Below are 18,573 nucleotides of genomic sequence, written 5' to 3' on the forward strand. Positions count from 1 at the left end.
CCTGTTACTTTTCCGGTGGAGGCGTGTTCGGCAAGGTCAGTCTGGCCGAAACCGGACAATGGTCGGAGAGGGTAAGGGGGAGCGTATCGCGAAAGGTCATGACGCGCAGACTGCCGGGGAGTAGCCATGAGCGGGCGGCCCCGCCCAATATGATGTGATCGATAAAGTAGGTCCCCCCCTCACAAGGGCTTGCCATTCTTGCCGTGACAAGAAGCGGGTCATGAGGGGAGACCATCTGTCGATAATACGGGTCGGTAGGGGTCAGACGCCGATTGAAGTCACCGAGGACGATATAGGGTTCGCCCTCGTCTTCACGTTCTTCCACCCAGTTGGCGATCAACCCCACCTGTTCGCGCAGGATCGGGCAGGCATGGGCGGCCTCCGTCCATAGACGGTCCCAACACCCCGATTTCAAATGAACGATCAACAGTCGCAGGCTCGTGCGCCCATCAGAAATACGTGCGTCGAGACCGGGGCGCAGGGCGTGGCCACCGTGGATTGAGGAGCGGTCGAAGTCGCGCAGTTCGGTGGTAACGACGACTTTCCATGGCGCACGCAGGACAAGGCCGAGGTTCTGGGCAATCGGCGCATGTGTCAGTGCGATCGTATAGCCGGGGGAAGGGAAAAGTCGTCGAAGTGCGGCTTCGTCACTGACTTCCTGCACGGCAAGAATATCGGTGTCCAGATGGCTGGCATAATCGCGCAGGGCTTGCCAGTCTTGCGCCGTACGTTGGGGGGCGTCGTCTGGCAGAAGTGGGCTCGACGCTGGAAGAAGGGTTAGCCAGTCAAGATTCCAGGTGGTGAGCTTGACTGGTGTACCGGGCGCCGCACTGGCTGTCTGGATAAAGGTCCAGACAGCCAGAAAGCAAAGTCGGGCGTAATCAGACCTTGACGCCAAGATCGCCCAGAACGTCACGGACGGTCCGCTCCTGACGGGTCTGCTCGTCGATCACGACAACCTGCCCCGACCCGATATCATAGAACCAGCCCTGCAGCGCGATCTCGCCGGCGGCGAGGGCACCCACCACAGCCGGGTGGGTACGCAGATGGGCAAGCTGAAGCAGAACGTTCTGCTGTGCCAGTTCCTTGACCGTCTCGGGGCCGGCGTCTTCGGCCTTGAGGGGGCCAAGCGCGGCGCGGGCCGCCTCGGCGTTACGCAGCCAGCGCTGCACCGTGGGCATGGCATCGAATTTCGGGTTGTTCAGGTCGCACAGGGCGCCCATCGCACCGCAATTGGAGTGACCGCACACAACGATGTGCTTCACCTTGAGGACGAGCACGGCGTACTCGATGGCCGACGAGACCGCACCGAGCATTTCGCCATGCGGAGGAACGATATTGCCGACATTGCGCACAATGAAGAGATCGCCCGGCGATGTCTGGGTGATCATGCTCGGATTGATGCGGCTATCGGAGCAGGTGATGAACAGGGTGGAAGGCGACTGGCCATCGGCAAGGCTTTCAAAGAGCTCGCGATGCTCTTCATAAACCTCGTCGTCGAAATGCTGTACGCCCTTGAGAAGGGCAACCAGGCTGTTTTCGATTTCACTTTTCATCGTGACCTCATCTGAAAAAGGGGTGTGGCTTGCTGTGAGTTTTGCGCCACACCTGGAACTCAGATGACTCGGATGCCGTGGTTTTGATTAGGTGTCCATGCCAGAACGGCATGGTTCACCCTTTGTCATGAACGCTCAGGCTGAAAGCGTTTTTCTGAGTGAATCGAACACGGCGTCGCTGTTGGGCTGCGGACCACCAGCCTGCGCCATATCCGGTCGACCGCCGCCGCCCTTGCCACCCATCTCGGCTGACGCCAGACGGACCAGATCGACCGCATTGAAACGATCATTCAGGTCTTTCGTGACGGCGACGACAACACTGCCTTTACCCTCAGCCGTCGAGATCAGGGCGACAACACCGCTCCCGATCTGCTTGGTGATGGCCTCGGCCATGTTCTTGAGCTCACGTGGCGCCACGTCACCCAGATCACGCGGCACGAAGGTCACGCCATTGATGGACTCGCTGGCCGAATCGGCCTGACCCGTTGCCAGACGCTTTTGAAGCTCCGAAACCTGACGTTCCAGGGTCCGACGCTCCTCGACCAGCGCGGCGAGGCGATCCGGAGCCTCGGCAATTGTGGCCTTAAGAAGATCGGCCATACGGCGCAGACGCTCATCAGCCTCGATGGCCAGACGATCTGCGGCAACACCGCAAACGGCCTCGATGCGACGCACACCAGCCGAAACACCGCTTTCCGAAACGATGCGGAACGGCCCGATTTCGCCCGTGCGTCCGACATGGGTGCCACCACAAAGCTCGATGGAATAGGCTCCGCGCGTCTCATCGCCCCGCCCCATCGAGACCACGCGGACCTCATCACCGTATTTCTCGCCGAATAATGCCATGGCGCCTTCAGCGACCGCGGTTTCGGGGGTCATGATGCGCGTTTCGACAGCACTGTTTTCACGAATACGAGCATTCACCTCACGCTCGACAAGTGCCAACTCTTCCGCCGTGATGGGGCGAGGCTGCGAGACGTCAAAGCGCAGGCGCTCCGGCGCGTTCAGACTGCCTTTCTGGGCCACATGGTCGCCAAGCTGGCGACGCAGCGCCTCGTGAAGCAGGTGGGTGGCGGAGTGATGACCACGCACAGCCTGTCGGCGCGTATGATCGATCTCTGCTGTGACCGATGTCCCCGGGCGCACAACGCCCTCGATCACACGGCCATAATGCACGAGCAGATCGCCATTGCGCTTCTGGGTGTCGGTTATCTCGATGCGCAGGTTCTCGCCAACCAGCACGCCGTGATCGCCTACCTGGCCGCCACTTTCTCCGTAGAAGGGGGTCTGGTTCAGCAGGATGGCGATCTCATCACCGGCCGAGGCGCTTTCGCTTTCGATTCCGGCCTTGGCAACCAGTACGACCTCGGCATCGGCTTTTTCCGACGAGTAGCCGAGGAATTCCGACGCGCCAAAGCGCTCGCGGGCATCGAACCAGATGGTTTCCGCAGCGGCATCGCCCGAGCCCACCCAAGCCGCACGTGCACGGGCGCGCTGCTCTGCCATGGCGGCCTCGAAACCAGCCACATCGACAGTGCGACCCTGTTCGCGCAGCGCATCCTGCGTAAGGTCGAGCGGGAAGCCGAATGTGTCGTAAAGCTTGAAGGCCACGTCACCGGGGAGAGCGCCGCCCTCGGCCACACGGGCGGTTTCGTCCTCAAGCAGCGACATGCCGCGTTCCAGCAGGGCGGTGAAGCGCTCTTCCTCGCCCTTCATTGTTTCAGCAATCAGGGATTGGTGCTGAACGAGTTCGGGATAGGCCGCTCCCATCTGCCGGATCAGGGCAGGAAGCAGGCGATAGAAAACCGGCTCGGTCGCGCCCAGACGCTGGAGATGACGCATGGCGCGACGCATGATGCGGCGCAGCACGTAGCCACGACCATCCTTGGAGGGCATCACCCCATCTGCAATCAGGAAGGCCGTCGAGCGCAGATGGTCGGCCACGACACGATGGCTGGCGCGCAGTGATCCATCAGGATCGGTGCTGAGCGCGTTTGCCGTGGCTTCGACCAGGCTGCGCAGCACATCGGTGTCGTAGACGTCGCGCTTGCCCTGCATCACGGCTGCAAAGCGCTCGAGGCCCATGCCGGTATCGATCGAAGGGCGGGGCAGCGGTGCGCGCGTGCCCGGAGGCCCTTCGAGATACTGCATGAAAACGAGATTCCAGATCTCGACAAACCGGTCGCCGTCTTCCTCGGGCGAGCCCGGAGGGCCGCCCCAGATATCGGGGCCATGATCGAAGAAGATTTCCGAGCACGGACCGCAGGGACCCGTATCGCCCATACGCCAGAAATTATCAGCCGTCGGGATACGGATGATCTTCTCTTCAGGAAGGCCCGCGATCCTGCGCCACAGGCCAGCCGCTTCTTCATCCTCGGCATAGACCGTGGCGAGCAGCTTTTCCTTCGGCAGACCATAGCCCTTGGTCAGGAGGTTCCAGGCAAACTCGATCGCTTCGGCCTTGAAATAGTCACCAAAGGAGAAATTGCCGAGCATTTCGAAAAAGGTCAGATGGCGAGCCGTGTAGCCCACATTGTCCAGATCGTTATGCTTGCCGCCTGCGCGCACGACCTTCTGCGCCGTCGTTGCACGCGTATAGGGGCGTGTTTCCTGCCCGGTGAACACGTTCTTGAACGGCACCATGCCAGCATTGGTGAAGAGCAGCGTGGGATCGTTCTGCGGCACCAGCGAGGCCGAGGGAACGATCTTGTGGCCCTTGTCTCCGAAATACTTCAGAAACGCGCTGCGCAGCTCATTTGTGGTGGTGTTATGGATCGGTGTGGTCATGGCGCGAGCAGAAAATCCCGATTGCGGCGTGAAGATGGCATCTCCACTAGAGCAAAGAGACCGCAAAGGAAATGTTTTGCGCGCGTCGGCTCAGGATTCCAGATCGTGATCGGCAGGGTCCACATTCAGATCGACTGCCATCTGCGCCAGCTCCATGGGCGTTTCAGGAACCTTGGCCCGGAAGACAAGCTTGCGTGACAGATTGAAATTGGCCATCAGCCCCATGAGAGACCCCGCCGCCAGAGGCAGGGCAACATGCTGTGAACAGAATGGAATGGTGAAGCACAGAGTGTAGACCGTCCCGCGATTGAGCAGGAACCCAAAGCTGTTGGCGGCCAGAAAACGCAGCCATTGCAGTATGGGATGGTCGCGATGGGCGACGCTGCGAAATGTCCAGAGCTGGTTGAGCAACCAGTTCAGGCTGGCCACCAGAAAATAGGACAGTAATGTAGCTGCCGTCAGGCCGAGTTCGGGGCGAAGCAGATAGACGATCAGAATGTCCCAGACCAGACCAAGAGCGCCGATAACGCCAAAGCGCAGGAACTGCGTTATCAGCTGTCGGGGCGCACGCGGATAGAAGATCCGTTTCTTGAGCACGTCGCTGGGGCCTTTCGCATCATGAAATCGGGGTCAAGCTGGTAGGGCCATTGGGGGCCGGATGCAAGCGAAGTCGGGGAGGCAGCTTGGGTTTTTGACGTGTTCAGGCCCGCTATCAGCCGGGCCCCGGTTTTCCCGGTGCGTGGTGGCTTGGAGACAAGGAGGCAGGAGGGGAAGAGCAATGCAGACACGCGTCATGTTCTATCCAGTCCGACCCCTCTGGCCGTGGATCGCCAGTGATACCAGGCATTGGCAGCCAGCCCGACCAGTATGGCGTAAAGACCGGCACTGACCCACAGGCTGCGTGTGAGGAACAGCGCCACGTAGGCGGTATCGATGGCAACCCAGAGTGGCCAGCACAGCATGATTCGCCGGGCGGTCCAGATCTGCGCGACGAGGCTCAACGCGCTCAGCGCGGCGTCAGTGAATGGGGCCGGGTCGTCCGTCCAGTGAGCCAGACCATAGCCCAGTGCCGCACCGGCGATCAGGCCGACAAGAATATCTCGTGCCAACGCCGTATGACGGTGTGTTTCCACACGCACGCCAGTCTGTTCGCGGGGGGCGTAAGACCATGCGTACCAGCCGCGAAGCAGGAACGCGCAAAATGCAAGCTGCAAGGCCGAATCTGCCCAAAGTCGTGCCTGAGCAAAGACCGCCAGATAGAGCAGAGCCGCTATCAGGGAGACTGGCCACCCTGACACCTTGCGCTGGCCAGTTAGCCAGATCCCCGCCACGGTGAACAGCGCTGCAATGGCTTCGAGAGGGGACATCAGGCTCTTGCCGGAGGGGTTGCCACAAGCTGGCAAAGATTGCGACCGGGTGGTGAATCAAACCAGTCGAGATGACCAATCAGATAGGTCTCCCACGTCACTTCGGTAGTGTCAGGAGCGCGCAGCAGCGTGTCGTAATACCAGACCTCCGAACAGGCGAAGGCCACATGGGCAAGAGGCAGCATGGCGGCAATTTCTTCCCGATCATGCGGGCCCAGCGCCTCTTCCTGATCGTATCCGGCGAGGAAAGCGGCCGTGTGATCGGGTCTTGTGGCGTAGTCCACCGACTGATCCGTGTGCACGAAGTCGCGTTTACTGGTTGGCGACACGGCGTGCGGGTTCATCCAGTCAACCATGCTGCGTTCGAGGGCTACGGCAATATCGAAAGCGCGGGTCGTAAGATCGGCCATCCCGAAATCGAACGGTGCCCTGACGATCGTGCGGTCAGGCAGGCTTTGCCCTGCTTCCTTGCAGTCCCAGATGAGGTTGGACCCGTGCCAATCGCCATGCCCCCAATGCAGGGCCGGCGTTTTGAGAAACGGTCGGGCCTGCGTGATGGCGGGCGTTAGTGCTGCGATCAGCGGGGACAACCCGCCTTGCCGGTCGAGCGCTTCGCTCAGCGCAGGTTGAGCCTTAACCCAGCCGCGAAAGGCTATCTCGGGATCAGCCTCTCCGAGAAAAGGGGTGAGGGCGGAAACCAGCGGGCGTGTCGAACGCGACGGGGCCTTGAAACTGCGTCCGGCTCGATGAAACCGGGCGAGGGCGCTTCCTGCCTCAAAGGCCTCGTCAGGGCTGCGATAGGGCTCCCATGACATGGTGTCACGGTAGAGGTCCAACCCGGCGAGGGCGGGGAAACATTCATAGCACCATGCGCCGCTCACAAGGATTGTGCTGCCTGATCCTGCGCTTTCGCTCGTGCATTCGCGGGGGCAGGCGACCGGCAAGCCATTTTCTGAGAGGTGAGAGATCAGACGGTGCTCTTCTGCCAGCGCGCCCCTGTCACGAAGTTGATGATGGTGGCGCTTGAGGAACCATACCTGACCGCCCGGATTGCTGACACGCGCGACCGCAGAAAAGGGCCGTGCGCTATGCCACGAGATCGGCGCTTTGCTTTCAAGTCCGAAAGCTGCGAGGACGTGCTTTGCCTCATCCTTGGTGATGAGCGGCCAGTCGCGCTGTGCCTCCTTGCCCCAGAGGCCGAATTGCCCGATCTGTTCTGACGCGCCCGGCTCTGTCATCAGAACCCGGCGGTCGCAGTGGCCAGGGCCGAGAACCCGCCGCCGATATAATAATCCGGCGATGATCCTGCGATGGTCGATCCATACCGCCCTGTCGTATCGCGGGCATTGAGTGTGGGGTCGGCAATCCCCGACAGGTAATGCTCATTGGTGATGTTGATGAAGTTGAGTCGCAGAGACGGTGCCTTCAGTCGGGAGAGATCCGAGAAACGATATCCGACCGTGAGATTGCCCGTCGTATGATCGCTTATGCGTTCGTCATTCATGAACGTTGCGTATTGGCGCCCCGTATACTGAACGGCTGCAAAACCGAAGACGTGCCCGTCATCATAGGTCAGTCCGGCTGAAGCTTGGAGTTTCGGGCTGCGCACGGCTGTCTTGCCGGAGGTGGGCAGCAGGTCACCGCCGCTCCCGATATCGTTGTCGATCGTTGCATGGAGGTACTCGCCTGAGAGATATGGCGCAAAATGTTGCCAGGGTTTCAGGCCGAGCTCGATATCCACACCACGCGATGTTTGGCCACCGGCATTCATGGTGGACTGAATGGGCGTGTTGTTGACCAGCACCTGCGTCTGGATCTGCCTGTTCGTGAAGTTGTAGTTGAAGAAGGTCATGCTCCCAGTCACGAGTGGCCCCGTATAGCGATAACCGATTTCTTCAGAGATCGAGTATTCGTTGCGCAGGTTATGCGTGCCAGTCGTACTGATGTCGCCGGAGCTGGTGTCATAGACATTATACAGCGCCGTGAAAGCCGGAGCGCGGAAGTTGGTCGTGGCGTTCAGGAAGATCTGATGCTGGGGCGTGATCTGGAAGCGCAAACCCAGACGGGGGAGCGGCACTGCGCTATTGCTCGCGACACGATACTGCGGTCCGGGGACGGCATTGGTACCAATGCGGCTGACCATAACCTCCTTGAACCCGGCCTCGACAAGCAGGCGGTCAGACAGGAAATGCATCCTGTCACCCACATAAAGCGCATTCGCCATGCTGATGGTGTGCGTGTCGCCTGCAAGATAGATGCGCGCGTTGCTCAGCCGCACGAAATTGCCGGTACCGCTGCCCCAGATGTTGGCCGAAGCGCCGTTCTCGCGCACGGGTGAGAAGGACTGGACCTCGTGATCATCGCCGTAATCGAACCAGTAGCCGGCATAAAGCTCGTTCCATCCCTGTTTCCAGGCAAGCTCCGATGTGAATCCTGAGCGATAGCTGCGCTGGGTATAATTGGCACGTACGATGGCCGAACCATCATCAGAGCTGGGGAGGGTAAGCGTGTCCGTAAGAGCCTGCGTACCGGTATAGAGCCCGCTGAGAGGCAGGGTCGATCCCCCCGGCACATTGCCATAGGCGCCCTGCGCATAGGGTGTGGCCTTAAGTGTGAGGTGATCGGTGAGCGCAAGCGAGACCGGCGCTCCCATGTAGAGCGTCCGTTCGGGCGCACGCCACAGGCGTTGATAATAGGGGCCAGCTTCCTGGTCCTGCGGGTCGTAGCGCGATGCCAACGCATTGCCCGACGAGCCCCCATATTCCCTGAACTGGTCCTTCGACACCTGCGGGTAATAACTGGTGATCGTGCTGTTGAAGCTGCCGACAAGTCCCGCGTGGGAGCGCTCTCCGATGTCACGCACAAGCTTGAAATCGATATGGTGGCGCATGTCATGGCCGGGGCCACGCCAGTTCTCGGCGCTGGTATGGGAATAGGAAACAAAGCCCCGCAGCCCTGTGTGCCCGATCATCCCCGTATCCAGCCGGATGAATTCGCGGTTGGTGTTGTACGAGCCATAGGAGGCCGACATCGCCCCCCCGGCCTTGCGCGCCGGATCGCGAAAATCGAGGCTCATCAATCCGCCCGCGGCGTTGAGCACCGGACTGCCCAGATCCGCCTCACCCTGGGCAAGGGCGATCTGCCGATAATTCTCGCTATCGGCAAACTGGCTCGGATAGCCGGAATAGAAGGCCAGATCATTGAGAGGCATGCCTTCGAGCACATAACCAATGGAGTCCGTGTTCAGCCCGCGCACCGAGATGGTTGTCTGGGGGGAAAGCCCCATCGCATCGGACGAGGCCACATTGGCCCCTGGCAACATGGAGACAAGCTGATAGGCGCTCGATATCGGGGCCTGTCTGGCAATGAAGGTGCTATCGACCGTACTGACTGCCTTGATGCCGTGCTGCGGATGGATGAGACCACCGCCGCGTTCGGCATCGCGCTTTTCAGGCTCGGTGGCTTTGACTGTGATTTGCTCGGCCTTGCCGGATCTGGCGCGTTCGTGTGCGGCGTTGTGGGGCTCGGGCTTTACGGCAGCCTGCGCTGAAAAACCGGCCAGCACGCAAAGTCCAACGCCGGAGACTCCGGATAAAAGGCCGATACGCCGCAGCACGGGGGGCATGTTGAGCAAACGAGGCGGCAAAGGCGGGGTCCAGTCGTGATAGGTCGTACGGTAGGTGTTGCGTATGAGAGCAGGTCTCATATCGACGGGTTCGAAACAATTGTTTTCGTGATGCAGGGCGCAGGTTTCACGGGCGAACAGGTGAGGCAGATGAGGCATGAGGACGATGACGGCCCCGGCACCGGATATATAATCTGTTTCGCGCAGTCGGGTGTCAGTTCTGCTATCTGTGCGAAACAGAGTCGTTCTGCTAGCAAAGCGCAGTAAACAGGGAGGGGATTTCAATGCTCGCGAAGAATATTGCGTCTTACGTGACTGGCTGGGCTGTCAAGCGCGACACAGATGCAGCGCCCCATCTCGTCAATGCCGATGATATCGCCTTCCTGGCCGAGCTCGTTGCACAGCAATCAGGCCTCGCCGCGGAGGATGCCGAGCGCAATCTGCAGGTGGTGCTTGAAGGATGGCTGTTGCAACGCGCCCGGGGGGAACGTCCCACCCGTTTTAATACAGGCGATTTCAGCGCATTCATCGCGTTTCTGCCACCTGCTGAGCCTGAGCCTGAGCCTGAGCCTGAGCCTGTTGACAGTTCCCCGGCGGAAGAGCCGGTGGCACGCGTGAGCACCGCGCGCAAGGCGCGGCATGCGCCAAAGGTTCCGTCCGCCCTCTCTGAGGCGGAATCATCGCCCAAGCGGGCAGAGTCCTCCGCGAAGACCCGTTCAAAGCGTCTGCCGCGTGAGGCTCCGGCTCATGATCTGTTTGCGGGGCTCGATTTCTCGCGATTTCATGTCGAGAACGGTGTCTGATTGCTGTTGCTCGTTCTCGTAGCGTTGCCCAATCTGAATACGAGGGCCAATCCGGCGAGTGCGCAGATCATTCCCATGATGAAAATGGCCCCGTAGCCGAGACAATCCGATACGATACCGGCTACCGGCCCGCTGATGGCATAAGACAGGTCCTGAAAGGCGGCGAAACCGCCCAGCGCCGTTGCGCGCATGGGGCCAGATACCCTCTTGACCACCTCGACGCCCATTGAAGGGTAGATAAGCGAGCAGCCTGCCCCGGTCAGAACCGCACCGGCCAGGGCAAGATAGGGTGAGGGCGCCAGGGCGATACACCCTTGGCCAATCGCCTCGATAGCTAGAGATATCGTCGCCACCCTCAACCCGCCGAGACGGTCGGGGAGGTGCCCGCACAGAAGCCGTCCCGCCACGAAGGCCAGACCGAAACAGGTCAGTCCGAGGCTACCGAAACGCCAATGCTCATGAAGAAAATAGACAGAGAGGAAGGCCCCCAATACGGCAAATCCCACGCCTTGTAATGCGACGACGCTCCCATAAGGTCGTATGATGCCCAGCACCGGCCAGAAGGAATCCCGCTCTCCTGTCAGGACCGGTGTCGGGGGAATACGCTGCACGATGCCAAGGCCGAGGCAGGGCAGGATGGTGCAAAGAGCCATCAGCGCCGGGAAGCCGCTTAGGTGGTAGAACTCAAGACCGATCGGTCCGCCGAAGGCGAAGGCTCCGTACATGGCGGCACCGGTCCAGGTCAGGACTTTGCCGGCTCCTTTGGCTCCCGTCAGCCCGATACCCCAGCCATGCATCCCGACCAGTGTGTAGCTCTCGCCAACGCCCAGAAGCAGTCGCCCAATGATGAGCAGGGCGAAGGCGAGCGGTCTCGTCAGAAAGTTCAGGCTCGAGGCAAAACAGATCGCGCTCGCCAGCACGTAGAGGCACAGACCGAGCCGCATCGCAGTCCGACCGCCCCGCTGATCGGCAAAGGCGCCGGCGATCGTGCGGGTCAGGATGGTCGAAACAAACGCGCATCCCACGGCGATACCGGCCAGCGCATTGCCATAGCCCGGCCATGACGTCACGAAAGGGGGAATGACCGCAAGGGGCATCGCGACGGCCATATAGGAGAAGAGCAGCGCGATGGTCAGAAACGGAAGATGGCGCGCGCTGGCCTCAGGCAGAAGTGACTGGGCCGAAGCGTCATTTGCGGTCATTGTGCGAACTCCCGAGCGACATACCGCCCGCAGGTCCGCCGGCGTGATTTGACAACCAGCCTCGGGCGCCTGGCCCGGTATCGTGCGGAGGCATGGAAAGACGCCGACGCTAGTCTCTGTCCGGGTGGCGCTCAAATAACGCTATAGTGAAAGGGCTATCTCATATTGCTGATAGGAAGACCCTAAAATCTCACCATGCACACACTGGCTGTACAGAGTGCTATGACGCGTTGAGTCGAGCCTCGCAGCGGCGAGCGACGCGCTGTACCCTGCTGTCCTGACCGTTACACGCGGTCAGCATGATCCCTGCGGGGAGACCTTTCCAGTTCAGGGGAAGGGTGATGGAGCAGCCGTCGAGCAGATTGGCAAGGGATGGATTGCGCAGGACGAGACGATTGAACCGCCCGTAGGAATCAGGATCGATGCAAGCGGCGATCTGCGGCGGAAGGATCGGGGTCGTCGGGCAGATCATGGCGTCGAAGCCTGACATTTCGGCGTTGAAACGCGCGATCAGCTTCTGTCGCTCTATGAAAAGCTGGCGCAGGGTCTGCACGCTCGTGTGCTCACCCATCATCATGCGTTCACTGACGCGAGGGTCGAACTGGTCAGGATGATGGATAAGGTCATCGTGGAAGTAATGGAATGACTCCGCCGCGACGATCTGGGCCTGGATGTTGAGATCAGCGATGTCCTGCAGCAATGGGAGCGGCTGTCGAACGATTTCGATCCCTCCGCTCTCCAGATGGCGCATGACGGTCTCGAACACCGCGAGAACCTGGGCATCTGCATCGTTGCGCACGAAGGATGTCGGTAGAAGCAGCCGCAAACCGCTTTCCACGGGCTCGGGAGCCGACCAGTGTCCGGGGTTTCCGCCCGCCATAAGATGATCAAGCAGAGCACAGTCGCTGACCGTCCGAGCTATGCTCCCGACACTGTCGAAGCTGGGGGAGAGCGGGATCATGCCCGCACGGCTGATGCGGCCAGCGCTCGGCTTATAGCCTGTCAGGGCATTCATGGCGGCAGGAATGCGGCAGGAGCCGCCAGTATCTGATCCGATAGCCGCGAGGGCCGCACCAGTTGCAACCGATACGGCGCCACCGGAACTCGACCCACCGGGAATGGCCTTGCCCTCGTCAATGAGCGTGTTCCAGGGCTGGGGCCCATGTGGGTTGAGCCCGAGACCCGAATAGGCAAATTCCGTCATCTGCGTGCGGCCGATGAAGATGAACCCTGCGTCCCTGAGCGGCGCGATGGCCTCGGCATCACTCAGGGCAGGGGGCCGGTCCGCTAGAATGGTCGAGCCAGCGCGCGTCACCTGACCCTTGATGTCGAACAGGTCTTTCACCGAGATAGGCACGCCCGCCCAGGGCGATGCCTGATAACCCTTGGCACGGATCCTGTCAGCGGCATCGGCATACTGACGGGCGCGTTCCGCCGAAAAATCACCCGTGAAGGCAGTACGGGCATTCTCACAGGTTTCGATCTTGTACAGGCAGTGCTCGACAAGCTGCCGACTGGTGATTTCGCCACGTGCGAGACGTTGTGCCGCCGTGATGAGGGTATCGGGGTGAGGATCGAAACTTGTTTTCGTGACGGGACTGCTCATTGGCTGCGCCTTCTTGTTTGTTTTGCTTATTCTGCGAACTGCTCCGCGATGATCCTCTCGGAAAGGCCATGATCGGGATCGAAAAGAATGGTGGCGGTGATCGAGCGGTCCTCGCTGACGACAGCCTCGATCACATCCCGTACCTCAAGGAAGTCAGCGACTGCCGCGCAGGGACGTTTGTCCTGTTCCAGCAGCGTAAAGCGGACCACAGCCGAGGAGGGGAGAAGCGCACCGCGCCAACGTCGTGGCCGGAATGCCGAAATCGGCGTGAGAGGCAGAAGATTGGCGGTGAGAGGCACGATTGGCCCGTGGGCAGAGAGATTATAGGCGGTCGAACCTGCCGGGGTCGCGACGATTACGCCATCGCAGATCAGCTCGGGCAGACGAACACGTTGATCGACCTCGATCCTGATCTTCACCGCCTGGCGTGTCTGGCGGAACAGGAACACGTCATTAAAGGCGATCCCTTCGTGCAACGTTCCATCACGCCCTGTGGCCTTCATGCGCAACGGGTGCAGTTCCGAGGATTGCGCCCGCGTCAGGCGGGACACCAGATCCTCATCGGATACCGTGTTGAGCAGGAAGCCAACCGAGCCGCAGTTCAGACCATAGGCCGGTATGCCGTGTTCGGCGACCCGGTGCAGCACTTCGAGCAGAAAGCCATCTCCACCGAGGCAGACGACTACCTCGGCCTCTTCTATGGGGGCGTCACCATAGGCCTCCACGAATCTCTGCCGTGTTTTCTGGGCGATATCTGTCGGGGAGGCAAGAAAGGCAATGCGCCTCGGTGGCTCTCTGAACCATCGTTGGGGCGCGGGCGACAGGCTCATCTCAAAGCCTCGTGTCGCGGGAAGTGAGCCGGTCCAGGAAAACTGAGAACACGCAACAATCCATCTATCCGAACAGGGCCAGTCAGGAACACGAAGTCACCCTAACGGGGGGCGACGGTCATCGCAACAGGCTCTCACACGTTCGCGTTTCCACAGCTGTCATCTGCCCCTCTTGGCGCGCATGAGCAACCTTGGCTATCTTTCGAGCGCCCCCAGCCAGAAAAGGTTCTCCCCATGAGTCAGACAGATAAGCAGGCCGTTTTCATACCTTGTCGTATCGCCGTCCTGACCATATCGGATAGCCGCGATCTCGCCACGGATCGTTCGGGTGCGATCCTCGCCGAGAATGTGCAGGCGGCAGGTCATGAACTGGCCGAACGTGATATTGTGCCGGACGAGCTGGATCAGATTGTCTCGCGACTGCGTGCCTGGATAGCCCGTGACGATGTGGATGTCGTGATCACGACGGGTGGGACAGGCATCACGGGCAGGGATGTCACTCCGGAGGCCTTCGCCCAGGTGGTCGAGAAAGACATACCCGGATTTGGTGAGCTTTTTCGCATGCTCTCCTATGCCAAGATCGGTACGTCCACCATACAGTCACGTGCGCTCGGCGGGTTGGCAAACGGCACTTTTCTTTTTGCTTTGCCGGGTTCAACCGGAGCAGTGCGCGATGGCTGGAACGACATTCTGGTGCATCAGCTCGATAGCCGGCACAAGCCCTGCAATTTCGTAGAGCTTATGCCGCGTTTGTGCGAGGCCTGAGGCCTGGCGTGCCGCTCAGGAGAAGCGCGCACGTTTCTTCCTGGGGGGGGTACGCAAGCCGAACTGCGCCCTGAGCGCTGCACGGTATTGAGCCTGGCTCGATGCGAGAGAGGCGTTTCGCCCAAGTCTCTGGCCGATCAGAGCGTGCAGCGTGTCGATTTCATCGAGGTGTCGCGCCAGATCGAGGGCACCAGTCACAGACTGCTCATGGCGGCGATGGATGTTGAGAGCCCGGGCAAGATAGCCGATCTGCGCCCCGGGCTTCATAAGGATCTCGACATAAAGCCGCCAATCGCCTGCCAGGCGCAGTCTGTCCAGATCCGACCGGCAGCGCGTCAAGGCCTCCGCAAAGGCCTCACGTCTGAACAGGACTGCGCTGACATTGAGAATGAGATTGCAGCGCGAGAGAAAATTGCGAACGAAATTCTCACCGTCCATCAGCAGGTCGCGGTCCAGATCGTGCCCGGCATGCTGCTGGTAGTACCCCTTGTAGTCGGGTGAGATTGTCACGCCATCCCTGTCAATCGCCCGGCTGTCGCAGAAGATCATGCTCGCCTGGGGCGCCTGCGCGGCAACGGCAGACAGTTCAGCCAGGAACTCGGGCTCGGAAAGGTCATCGGCTTCTGCAATCCATAGCCATTCGCCCGTCGCAATCTCGGCGGCCTTCTGCCATTGCGCGAAAACGGAGCCGCTCTGCCGCGTCTGTCTGATGAGTGTGATCCTGCGGTCGAAAGACGTTGCTGTTTTCTCGGCAAGCGCGGCGCTGCCATCATTGGAAGCATCGTCGATGACGATAATTTCGGTGACCGGGCAGTTCTGGGAAAAGATGGTGGCCAGGCGTGCTGCGAGGTACTGCGCGTAGTTGTAGGAAAGAACAACCACCGAGATTGAGGGCAGGAGGGGCAGGCTCAGCGCCACCAGTTGACGCACATAACGGTCAAAAGAGAAACGCTGCCGGAGCGCGATGCCTCGCTCGAGCCGATCGGCCAGAACGTCGCCGTGTTGGGGGGGGCGGGAGAGGATCCAGTTTGCCGTGGCAGGCAGGTCGCCCGGTGCAATCACAGCATGGCGCCCATCGCCTTCACGTATCAGGTCATCGAGCAGATCCGGTATCATGCCATTTCGGGCAAATGCCATGCAGGCAAGGCCAGAAGCCAGAGCTTCCAGCACCACCGAGGGATAGGGATCCTCGCGTGATGTCAGGGTGAATAAATCAGCGGCAGAGAGGAACGGTCCCACATCCTCGACGCGCCCGGGAAGGTGGAAGCAATGCGTGACCTGAGCTGCCTCGAGATCAGCCGAGAGCGCGCGCGACAGGGTTTCATCAATGGCACCGACCCAGATGAAATGAACAGGCCGCGTCTGACCAGTCAGGTCGTTGCATCCTTCACTGTTGTTCTTGGCCCCTAGAGGATTGGCACGTGCGTCGTGAAAGACTGGGCTTCTGATCATCTGCCAGAGCTGAAGGAACAGGTCGAAGCCTTTGCGGATATCGCCAAAGCCGATGCCGGTCACGACCAGCGCATCGCTGCCTATCCCATAGGCAAGTCGCACACGACGACGGTCTGCCTCGGAAAAGACGACCGGGTTGTAAAGACCCTGCGGCATAATGACGGCCTCGGGGCAAAGACGCGTGAGCTGAGCGCCCGGAACAATAACAGACCGTGCCAGGAGGCGGGCCGTTGCCAGCGGGGCGTCCAGATGGTGATGCTTGAGCATTCCCGGCAACTCGTGGATGAGCTGCGTGAACTCGATCCCGGCGCTGGCGAGATCTGGTACCAGCCAGGTGGAGGCGGCGCTATTGACCAGCGCGTTGGTGAACCCCTCGTCGTGCAGGGATTGAAGCCGTTCCCGTCCCGCATTGGTATTGGGCTTGAGTATCTCGACCGTCCCGACCTGTCGGTAGCGCCCGAGAAGGTCGCCACCACCAAGCAGGATAAAGGTGATTTCTAGGCCATGATTGCGGCGCAGGGTTTCTCCGATGGAGAGCAGCAGCATCTGCGCCCCGGCTGGAAACGCGTCATGTCCGATGAGCAGCAGGCGATGGGGCGCGAAGGAGCTTTGAAAACCGGTCACAGCCCGGGCTGTCGCATTTAGATAGGCAGAGCCGAAATGGATGTCGGGCTCCAGATAGGCCCCTTCGGCCCACTCGTTCCAAGCATTCACGCATACGATGGCCTCGCCATGAAACGGATGCGCCCGTGCCTGGCATATGGTCTCACTCAACCACCCCTCGTAAAGCCGTGGCGTCGAGCCATGGAGGACGAGACCGGCACCCTGACGCCGCGCGTCGTTGTCCCATGACGGACAGACTGTGCGAATGCGTGGAAACTCGGGTGCCGGGTCGGCGAGTGCTTTGCTAACAAGCTCGGCATAGTCGTACACACGGGCCGTCATGTCCTCGTCGAGGATCTGCACCCGGTTTTCGATGGGTGTGCAGTCGAGCGTGAGCTTGTGAGGAGGGAACTCGATGGCACCGTCGAGCCCGAACGGTCGTGGATCATGATCGTCAAAGGCCTGGGCCATGATCATGATCGGGCTGAGGTTATGACGGGCCTTAAACAGCTCGCGCCATCTGTCGATGCGCGAGGATGCCTCCGGGATCGTTCCCGGACGATAGATCATGAAAAGAGGGTGAGTCTCGAGCCGGATGTACCTGGGGTCACGCATATGACGGGCGAGGTCGTCTATCAGAGCCTCGTCATCCTCCTCCCGATAATCCTGTGCGATGAGCACGTCCGTCTCGCTGCCATCCCAACGGCGGCTCCAGCTTTCATTAGCCCACATGAGACAGAAGGGAAGGTCGATATCCGGACAGTTGAGCAGGGTCTCCATCGGCGTGTCGAGAAGCCGCTTCCTGTTGAACCAGTAATGATAGAAGATGAACCCTTCTATGCCGCTCTGCCGCGCCATACGCGCCTGTTCCCGCAGGGGGGCCTCATTATCCAGACGATAATGTCCCAGATCCCGAGGGATGCGGGGCTGGTAATGATCGGCAAAGCGCGGGACCCCGCGGGAGAGATTGGTCCACTCGGTGAAGCCTGTCCCCCACCAGCGGTCATTCTCGGCATTCGGATGGAATTGCGGAAGGTAGTAGGCAAGGACGCGCGCACGTCGGATGGCCGCGGCGGGCAGGGGATGATGGGTTTCGAAAAGCGGTCCCGCCTGGGTGCGCCGTCTGATCTCGCGGGCGGTCGTGGTTTCATGTTCGGGCAGGCAGGGAAACACCCCTGCCTCATGACGGTGCTCCAGCCAGTGGAGGAAGGGATTGGTTTCGGGCTGATGACGCAGATAGCGCATACGGTAGAAGCTCGGGTCGAACCCTTCGAACGGACGTCGTATCTCGCGATATCCCTGCACCATGTAATGCTCGACCGGGTCCATCCCTGACGCGGCAACATCGGGGTAGCTGCGCAGATAGAACGCCGTGTCGAATTCCGGCATCGCCCGCACATGGGGCGCCTGACGGTTTGCAAGATAATGCGCCAAAGCATTCGCGTTGGCGGGTACGAGGTTGGCCTGGCGATACCAGACCGGATCGAACCAGGCGACGGGACGGCGCCCCTCATATTCGCCTTTGGTCAGATAATGGATCAACGGGTCGTCGGTAACATCGCGGTTCGTTGCCAGATACCAGGCGGGATCGAAAAAGGCGTTCGGCTTGCGCCCCTCCCGCCAGCCTGAGGCGTGGTAGTGCTGCAAGGCGCCACTTCCGATATCGCGGAGATCCGGGTTGCGAGAAAGATAGAAGGCCGTGTCGAAAAGCCCGGAATGGCCAATGATCCTGAGGTTTGTCGGCATTTTTGCTTCTCCGGCGATTCGTTAAAAAAACATTAAACCAGCTTAGAGTGGCTGGCCAGAAATTCCCTGAATCGGTGAGAGAGCGTATGAACCTTCACGCGGGATAGTCTGCGGTCGGGACGCGCGCAGGAATTGCGACACAGCGTTTACGGTGGCATATTCCCCGGCCCGTACGATGAGTGGCCCGAATAGGGGGGCCGCTGCATTGGCACGGAATGTCATCACCACAAA

At 60.4% G+C, this 18,573-nt stretch carries 13 protein-coding genes; 2 read left to right on the forward strand and 11 right to left on the reverse strand.

Translation table 11 applies throughout. The annotated features are described in order from the left end of the window. Positions 1-4 precede the first annotated feature (4 nt). The 7 genes from P5689_RS14270 to P5689_RS14300 form a co-directional block, all read right to left on the reverse strand. Positions 5-916: an endonuclease/exonuclease/phosphatase family protein gene (locus P5689_RS14270; RefSeq protein WP_285533658.1), complete on the reverse strand. Its 912-nt coding sequence runs from the start codon at positions 914-916 to the stop codon at positions 5-7. After that, positions 882-1,556: a carbonic anhydrase gene (locus P5689_RS14275; protein WP_023977340.1), complete on the reverse strand. Its 675-nt coding sequence runs from the start codon at positions 1,554-1,556 to the stop codon at positions 882-884. Before P5689_RS14275 ends, P5689_RS14270 begins: the two co-directional genes overlap by 35 nt. Positions 1,557-1,691: 135 nt before the next feature. Further along, positions 1,692-4,343: an alanine--tRNA ligase gene (gene alaS / locus P5689_RS14280; protein ID WP_285533659.1), complete on the reverse strand. Its 2,652-nt coding sequence runs from the start codon at positions 4,341-4,343 to the stop codon at positions 1,692-1,694. A gap of 90 nt (positions 4,344-4,433) precedes the next feature. Continuing rightward, positions 4,434-4,940, reverse strand: a complete 507-nt coding sequence (locus P5689_RS14285) for a GtrA family protein (protein ID WP_285533660.1) — start codon at positions 4,938-4,940, stop codon at positions 4,434-4,436. Positions 4,941-5,134: 194 nt separating this feature from the next. Further along, positions 5,135-5,710, reverse strand: a complete 576-nt coding sequence (pnuC, locus tag P5689_RS14290) for a nicotinamide riboside transporter PnuC (RefSeq protein ID WP_285533661.1) — start codon at positions 5,708-5,710, stop codon at positions 5,135-5,137. Continuing rightward, positions 5,710-6,948 (reverse strand): phosphotransferase, encoded by a 1,239-nt coding sequence (locus P5689_RS14295; protein ID WP_285533662.1) that lies wholly within the window; start codon positions 6,946-6,948, stop codon positions 5,710-5,712. Before P5689_RS14295 ends, pnuC begins: the two co-directional genes overlap by 1 nt. Continuing rightward, entirely contained in the window at positions 6,948-9,335 is a 2,388-nt protein-coding gene (locus P5689_RS14300; protein ID WP_408868581.1) for a TonB-dependent receptor, read from the reverse strand. Before P5689_RS14300 ends, P5689_RS14295 begins: the two co-directional genes overlap by 1 nt. Before the next feature lie 284 nt (positions 9,336-9,619). Here P5689_RS14300 and P5689_RS14305 point away from each other — a divergent pair, with 284 nt between their 5' ends. Further along, positions 9,620-10,138, forward strand: coding sequence for a hypothetical protein (locus tag P5689_RS14305; protein WP_285533664.1), 519 nt, complete (start codon positions 9,620-9,622; stop codon positions 10,136-10,138). Here P5689_RS14305 and P5689_RS14310 read toward each other — a convergent pair. The 3 genes from P5689_RS14310 to P5689_RS14320 form a co-directional block, all read right to left on the reverse strand. After that, complete coding sequence (locus P5689_RS14310; RefSeq protein WP_285533665.1) at positions 10,117-11,340, reverse strand: arabinose transporter; 1,224 nt, start codon at positions 11,338-11,340, stop codon at positions 10,117-10,119. The genes P5689_RS14305 and P5689_RS14310 overlap by 22 nt on opposite strands. Positions 11,341-11,560: 220 nt before the next feature. Next, on the reverse strand, positions 11,561-12,946 hold the full coding sequence (locus P5689_RS14315) for an amidase (RefSeq protein ID WP_285533666.1): 1,386 nt from the start codon (positions 12,944-12,946) through the stop codon (positions 11,561-11,563). Between the two features lie 26 nt (positions 12,947-12,972). Continuing rightward, on the reverse strand, positions 12,973-13,776 hold the full coding sequence (locus tag P5689_RS14320; protein ID WP_023977331.1) for an NAD kinase: 804 nt from the start codon (positions 13,774-13,776) through the stop codon (positions 12,973-12,975). Between the two features lie 234 nt (positions 13,777-14,010). Between P5689_RS14320 and moaB the strand changes: the two genes are divergently transcribed. Then, positions 14,011-14,541 carry a molybdenum cofactor biosynthesis protein B gene (gene moaB / locus P5689_RS14325; protein WP_285533667.1) on the forward strand — a complete coding sequence of 177 codons (531 nt, stop codon included), beginning with the start codon at positions 14,011-14,013 and terminating at the stop codon, positions 14,539-14,541. A gap of 15 nt (positions 14,542-14,556) precedes the next feature. On the opposite strand, the gene P5689_RS14330 is transcribed toward moaB, so the two are convergent. Then, positions 14,557-18,342 carry a glycoside hydrolase family 99-like domain-containing protein gene (locus P5689_RS14330; RefSeq protein WP_285533668.1) on the reverse strand — a complete coding sequence of 1,262 codons (3,786 nt, stop codon included), beginning with the start codon at positions 18,340-18,342 and terminating at the stop codon, positions 14,557-14,559. Between the last annotated feature and the right edge of the window lie 231 nt (positions 18,343-18,573).

It is taken from the genome of Asaia sp. HumB, assembly GCF_030263835.1.
GTDB lineage: Bacteria > Pseudomonadota > Alphaproteobacteria > Acetobacterales > Acetobacteraceae > Asaia > Asaia bogorensis.

Excerpts from the sequence above, each read along its gene's own strand:
- P5689_RS14275 (WP_023977340.1), bottom strand. The coding sequence starts at position 1,556 with ATGAAAAGTGAAATCGAAAACAGCCTGGTTGCCCTTCTCAAGGGCGTA.
- alaS (WP_285533659.1), bottom strand. The coding sequence starts at position 4,343 with ATGACCACACCGATCCATAACACCACCACAAATGAGCTGCGCAGCGCG.
- pnuC (WP_285533661.1), bottom strand. The coding sequence starts at position 5,710 with ATGTCCCCTCTCGAAGCCATTGCAGCGCTGTTCACCGTGGCGGGGATC.
- P5689_RS14295 (WP_285533662.1), bottom strand. The coding sequence starts at position 6,948 with ATGACAGAGCCGGGCGCGTCAGAACAGATCGGGCAATTCGGCCTCTGG.
- P5689_RS14300 (WP_408868581.1), bottom strand. The coding sequence starts at position 9,335 with ATGCCCCCCGTGCTGCGGCGTATCGGCCTTTTATCCGGAGTCTCCGGC.
- P5689_RS14305 (WP_285533664.1), top strand. The coding sequence starts at position 9,620 with ATGCTCGCGAAGAATATTGCGTCTTACGTGACTGGCTGGGCTGTCAAG.
- P5689_RS14310 (WP_285533665.1), bottom strand. The coding sequence starts at position 11,340 with ATGACCGCAAATGACGCTTCGGCCCAGTCACTTCTGCCTGAGGCCAGC.
- P5689_RS14315 (WP_285533666.1), bottom strand. The coding sequence starts at position 12,946 with ATGAGCAGTCCCGTCACGAAAACAAGTTTCGATCCTCACCCCGATACC.
- P5689_RS14320 (WP_023977331.1), bottom strand. The coding sequence starts at position 13,776 with ATGAGCCTGTCGCCCGCGCCCCAACGATGGTTCAGAGAGCCACCGAGG.
- moaB (WP_285533667.1), top strand. The coding sequence starts at position 14,011 with ATGAGTCAGACAGATAAGCAGGCCGTTTTCATACCTTGTCGTATCGCC.
- P5689_RS14330 (WP_285533668.1), bottom strand. The coding sequence starts at position 18,342 with ATGCCGACAAACCTCAGGATCATTGGCCATTCCGGGCTTTTCGACACG.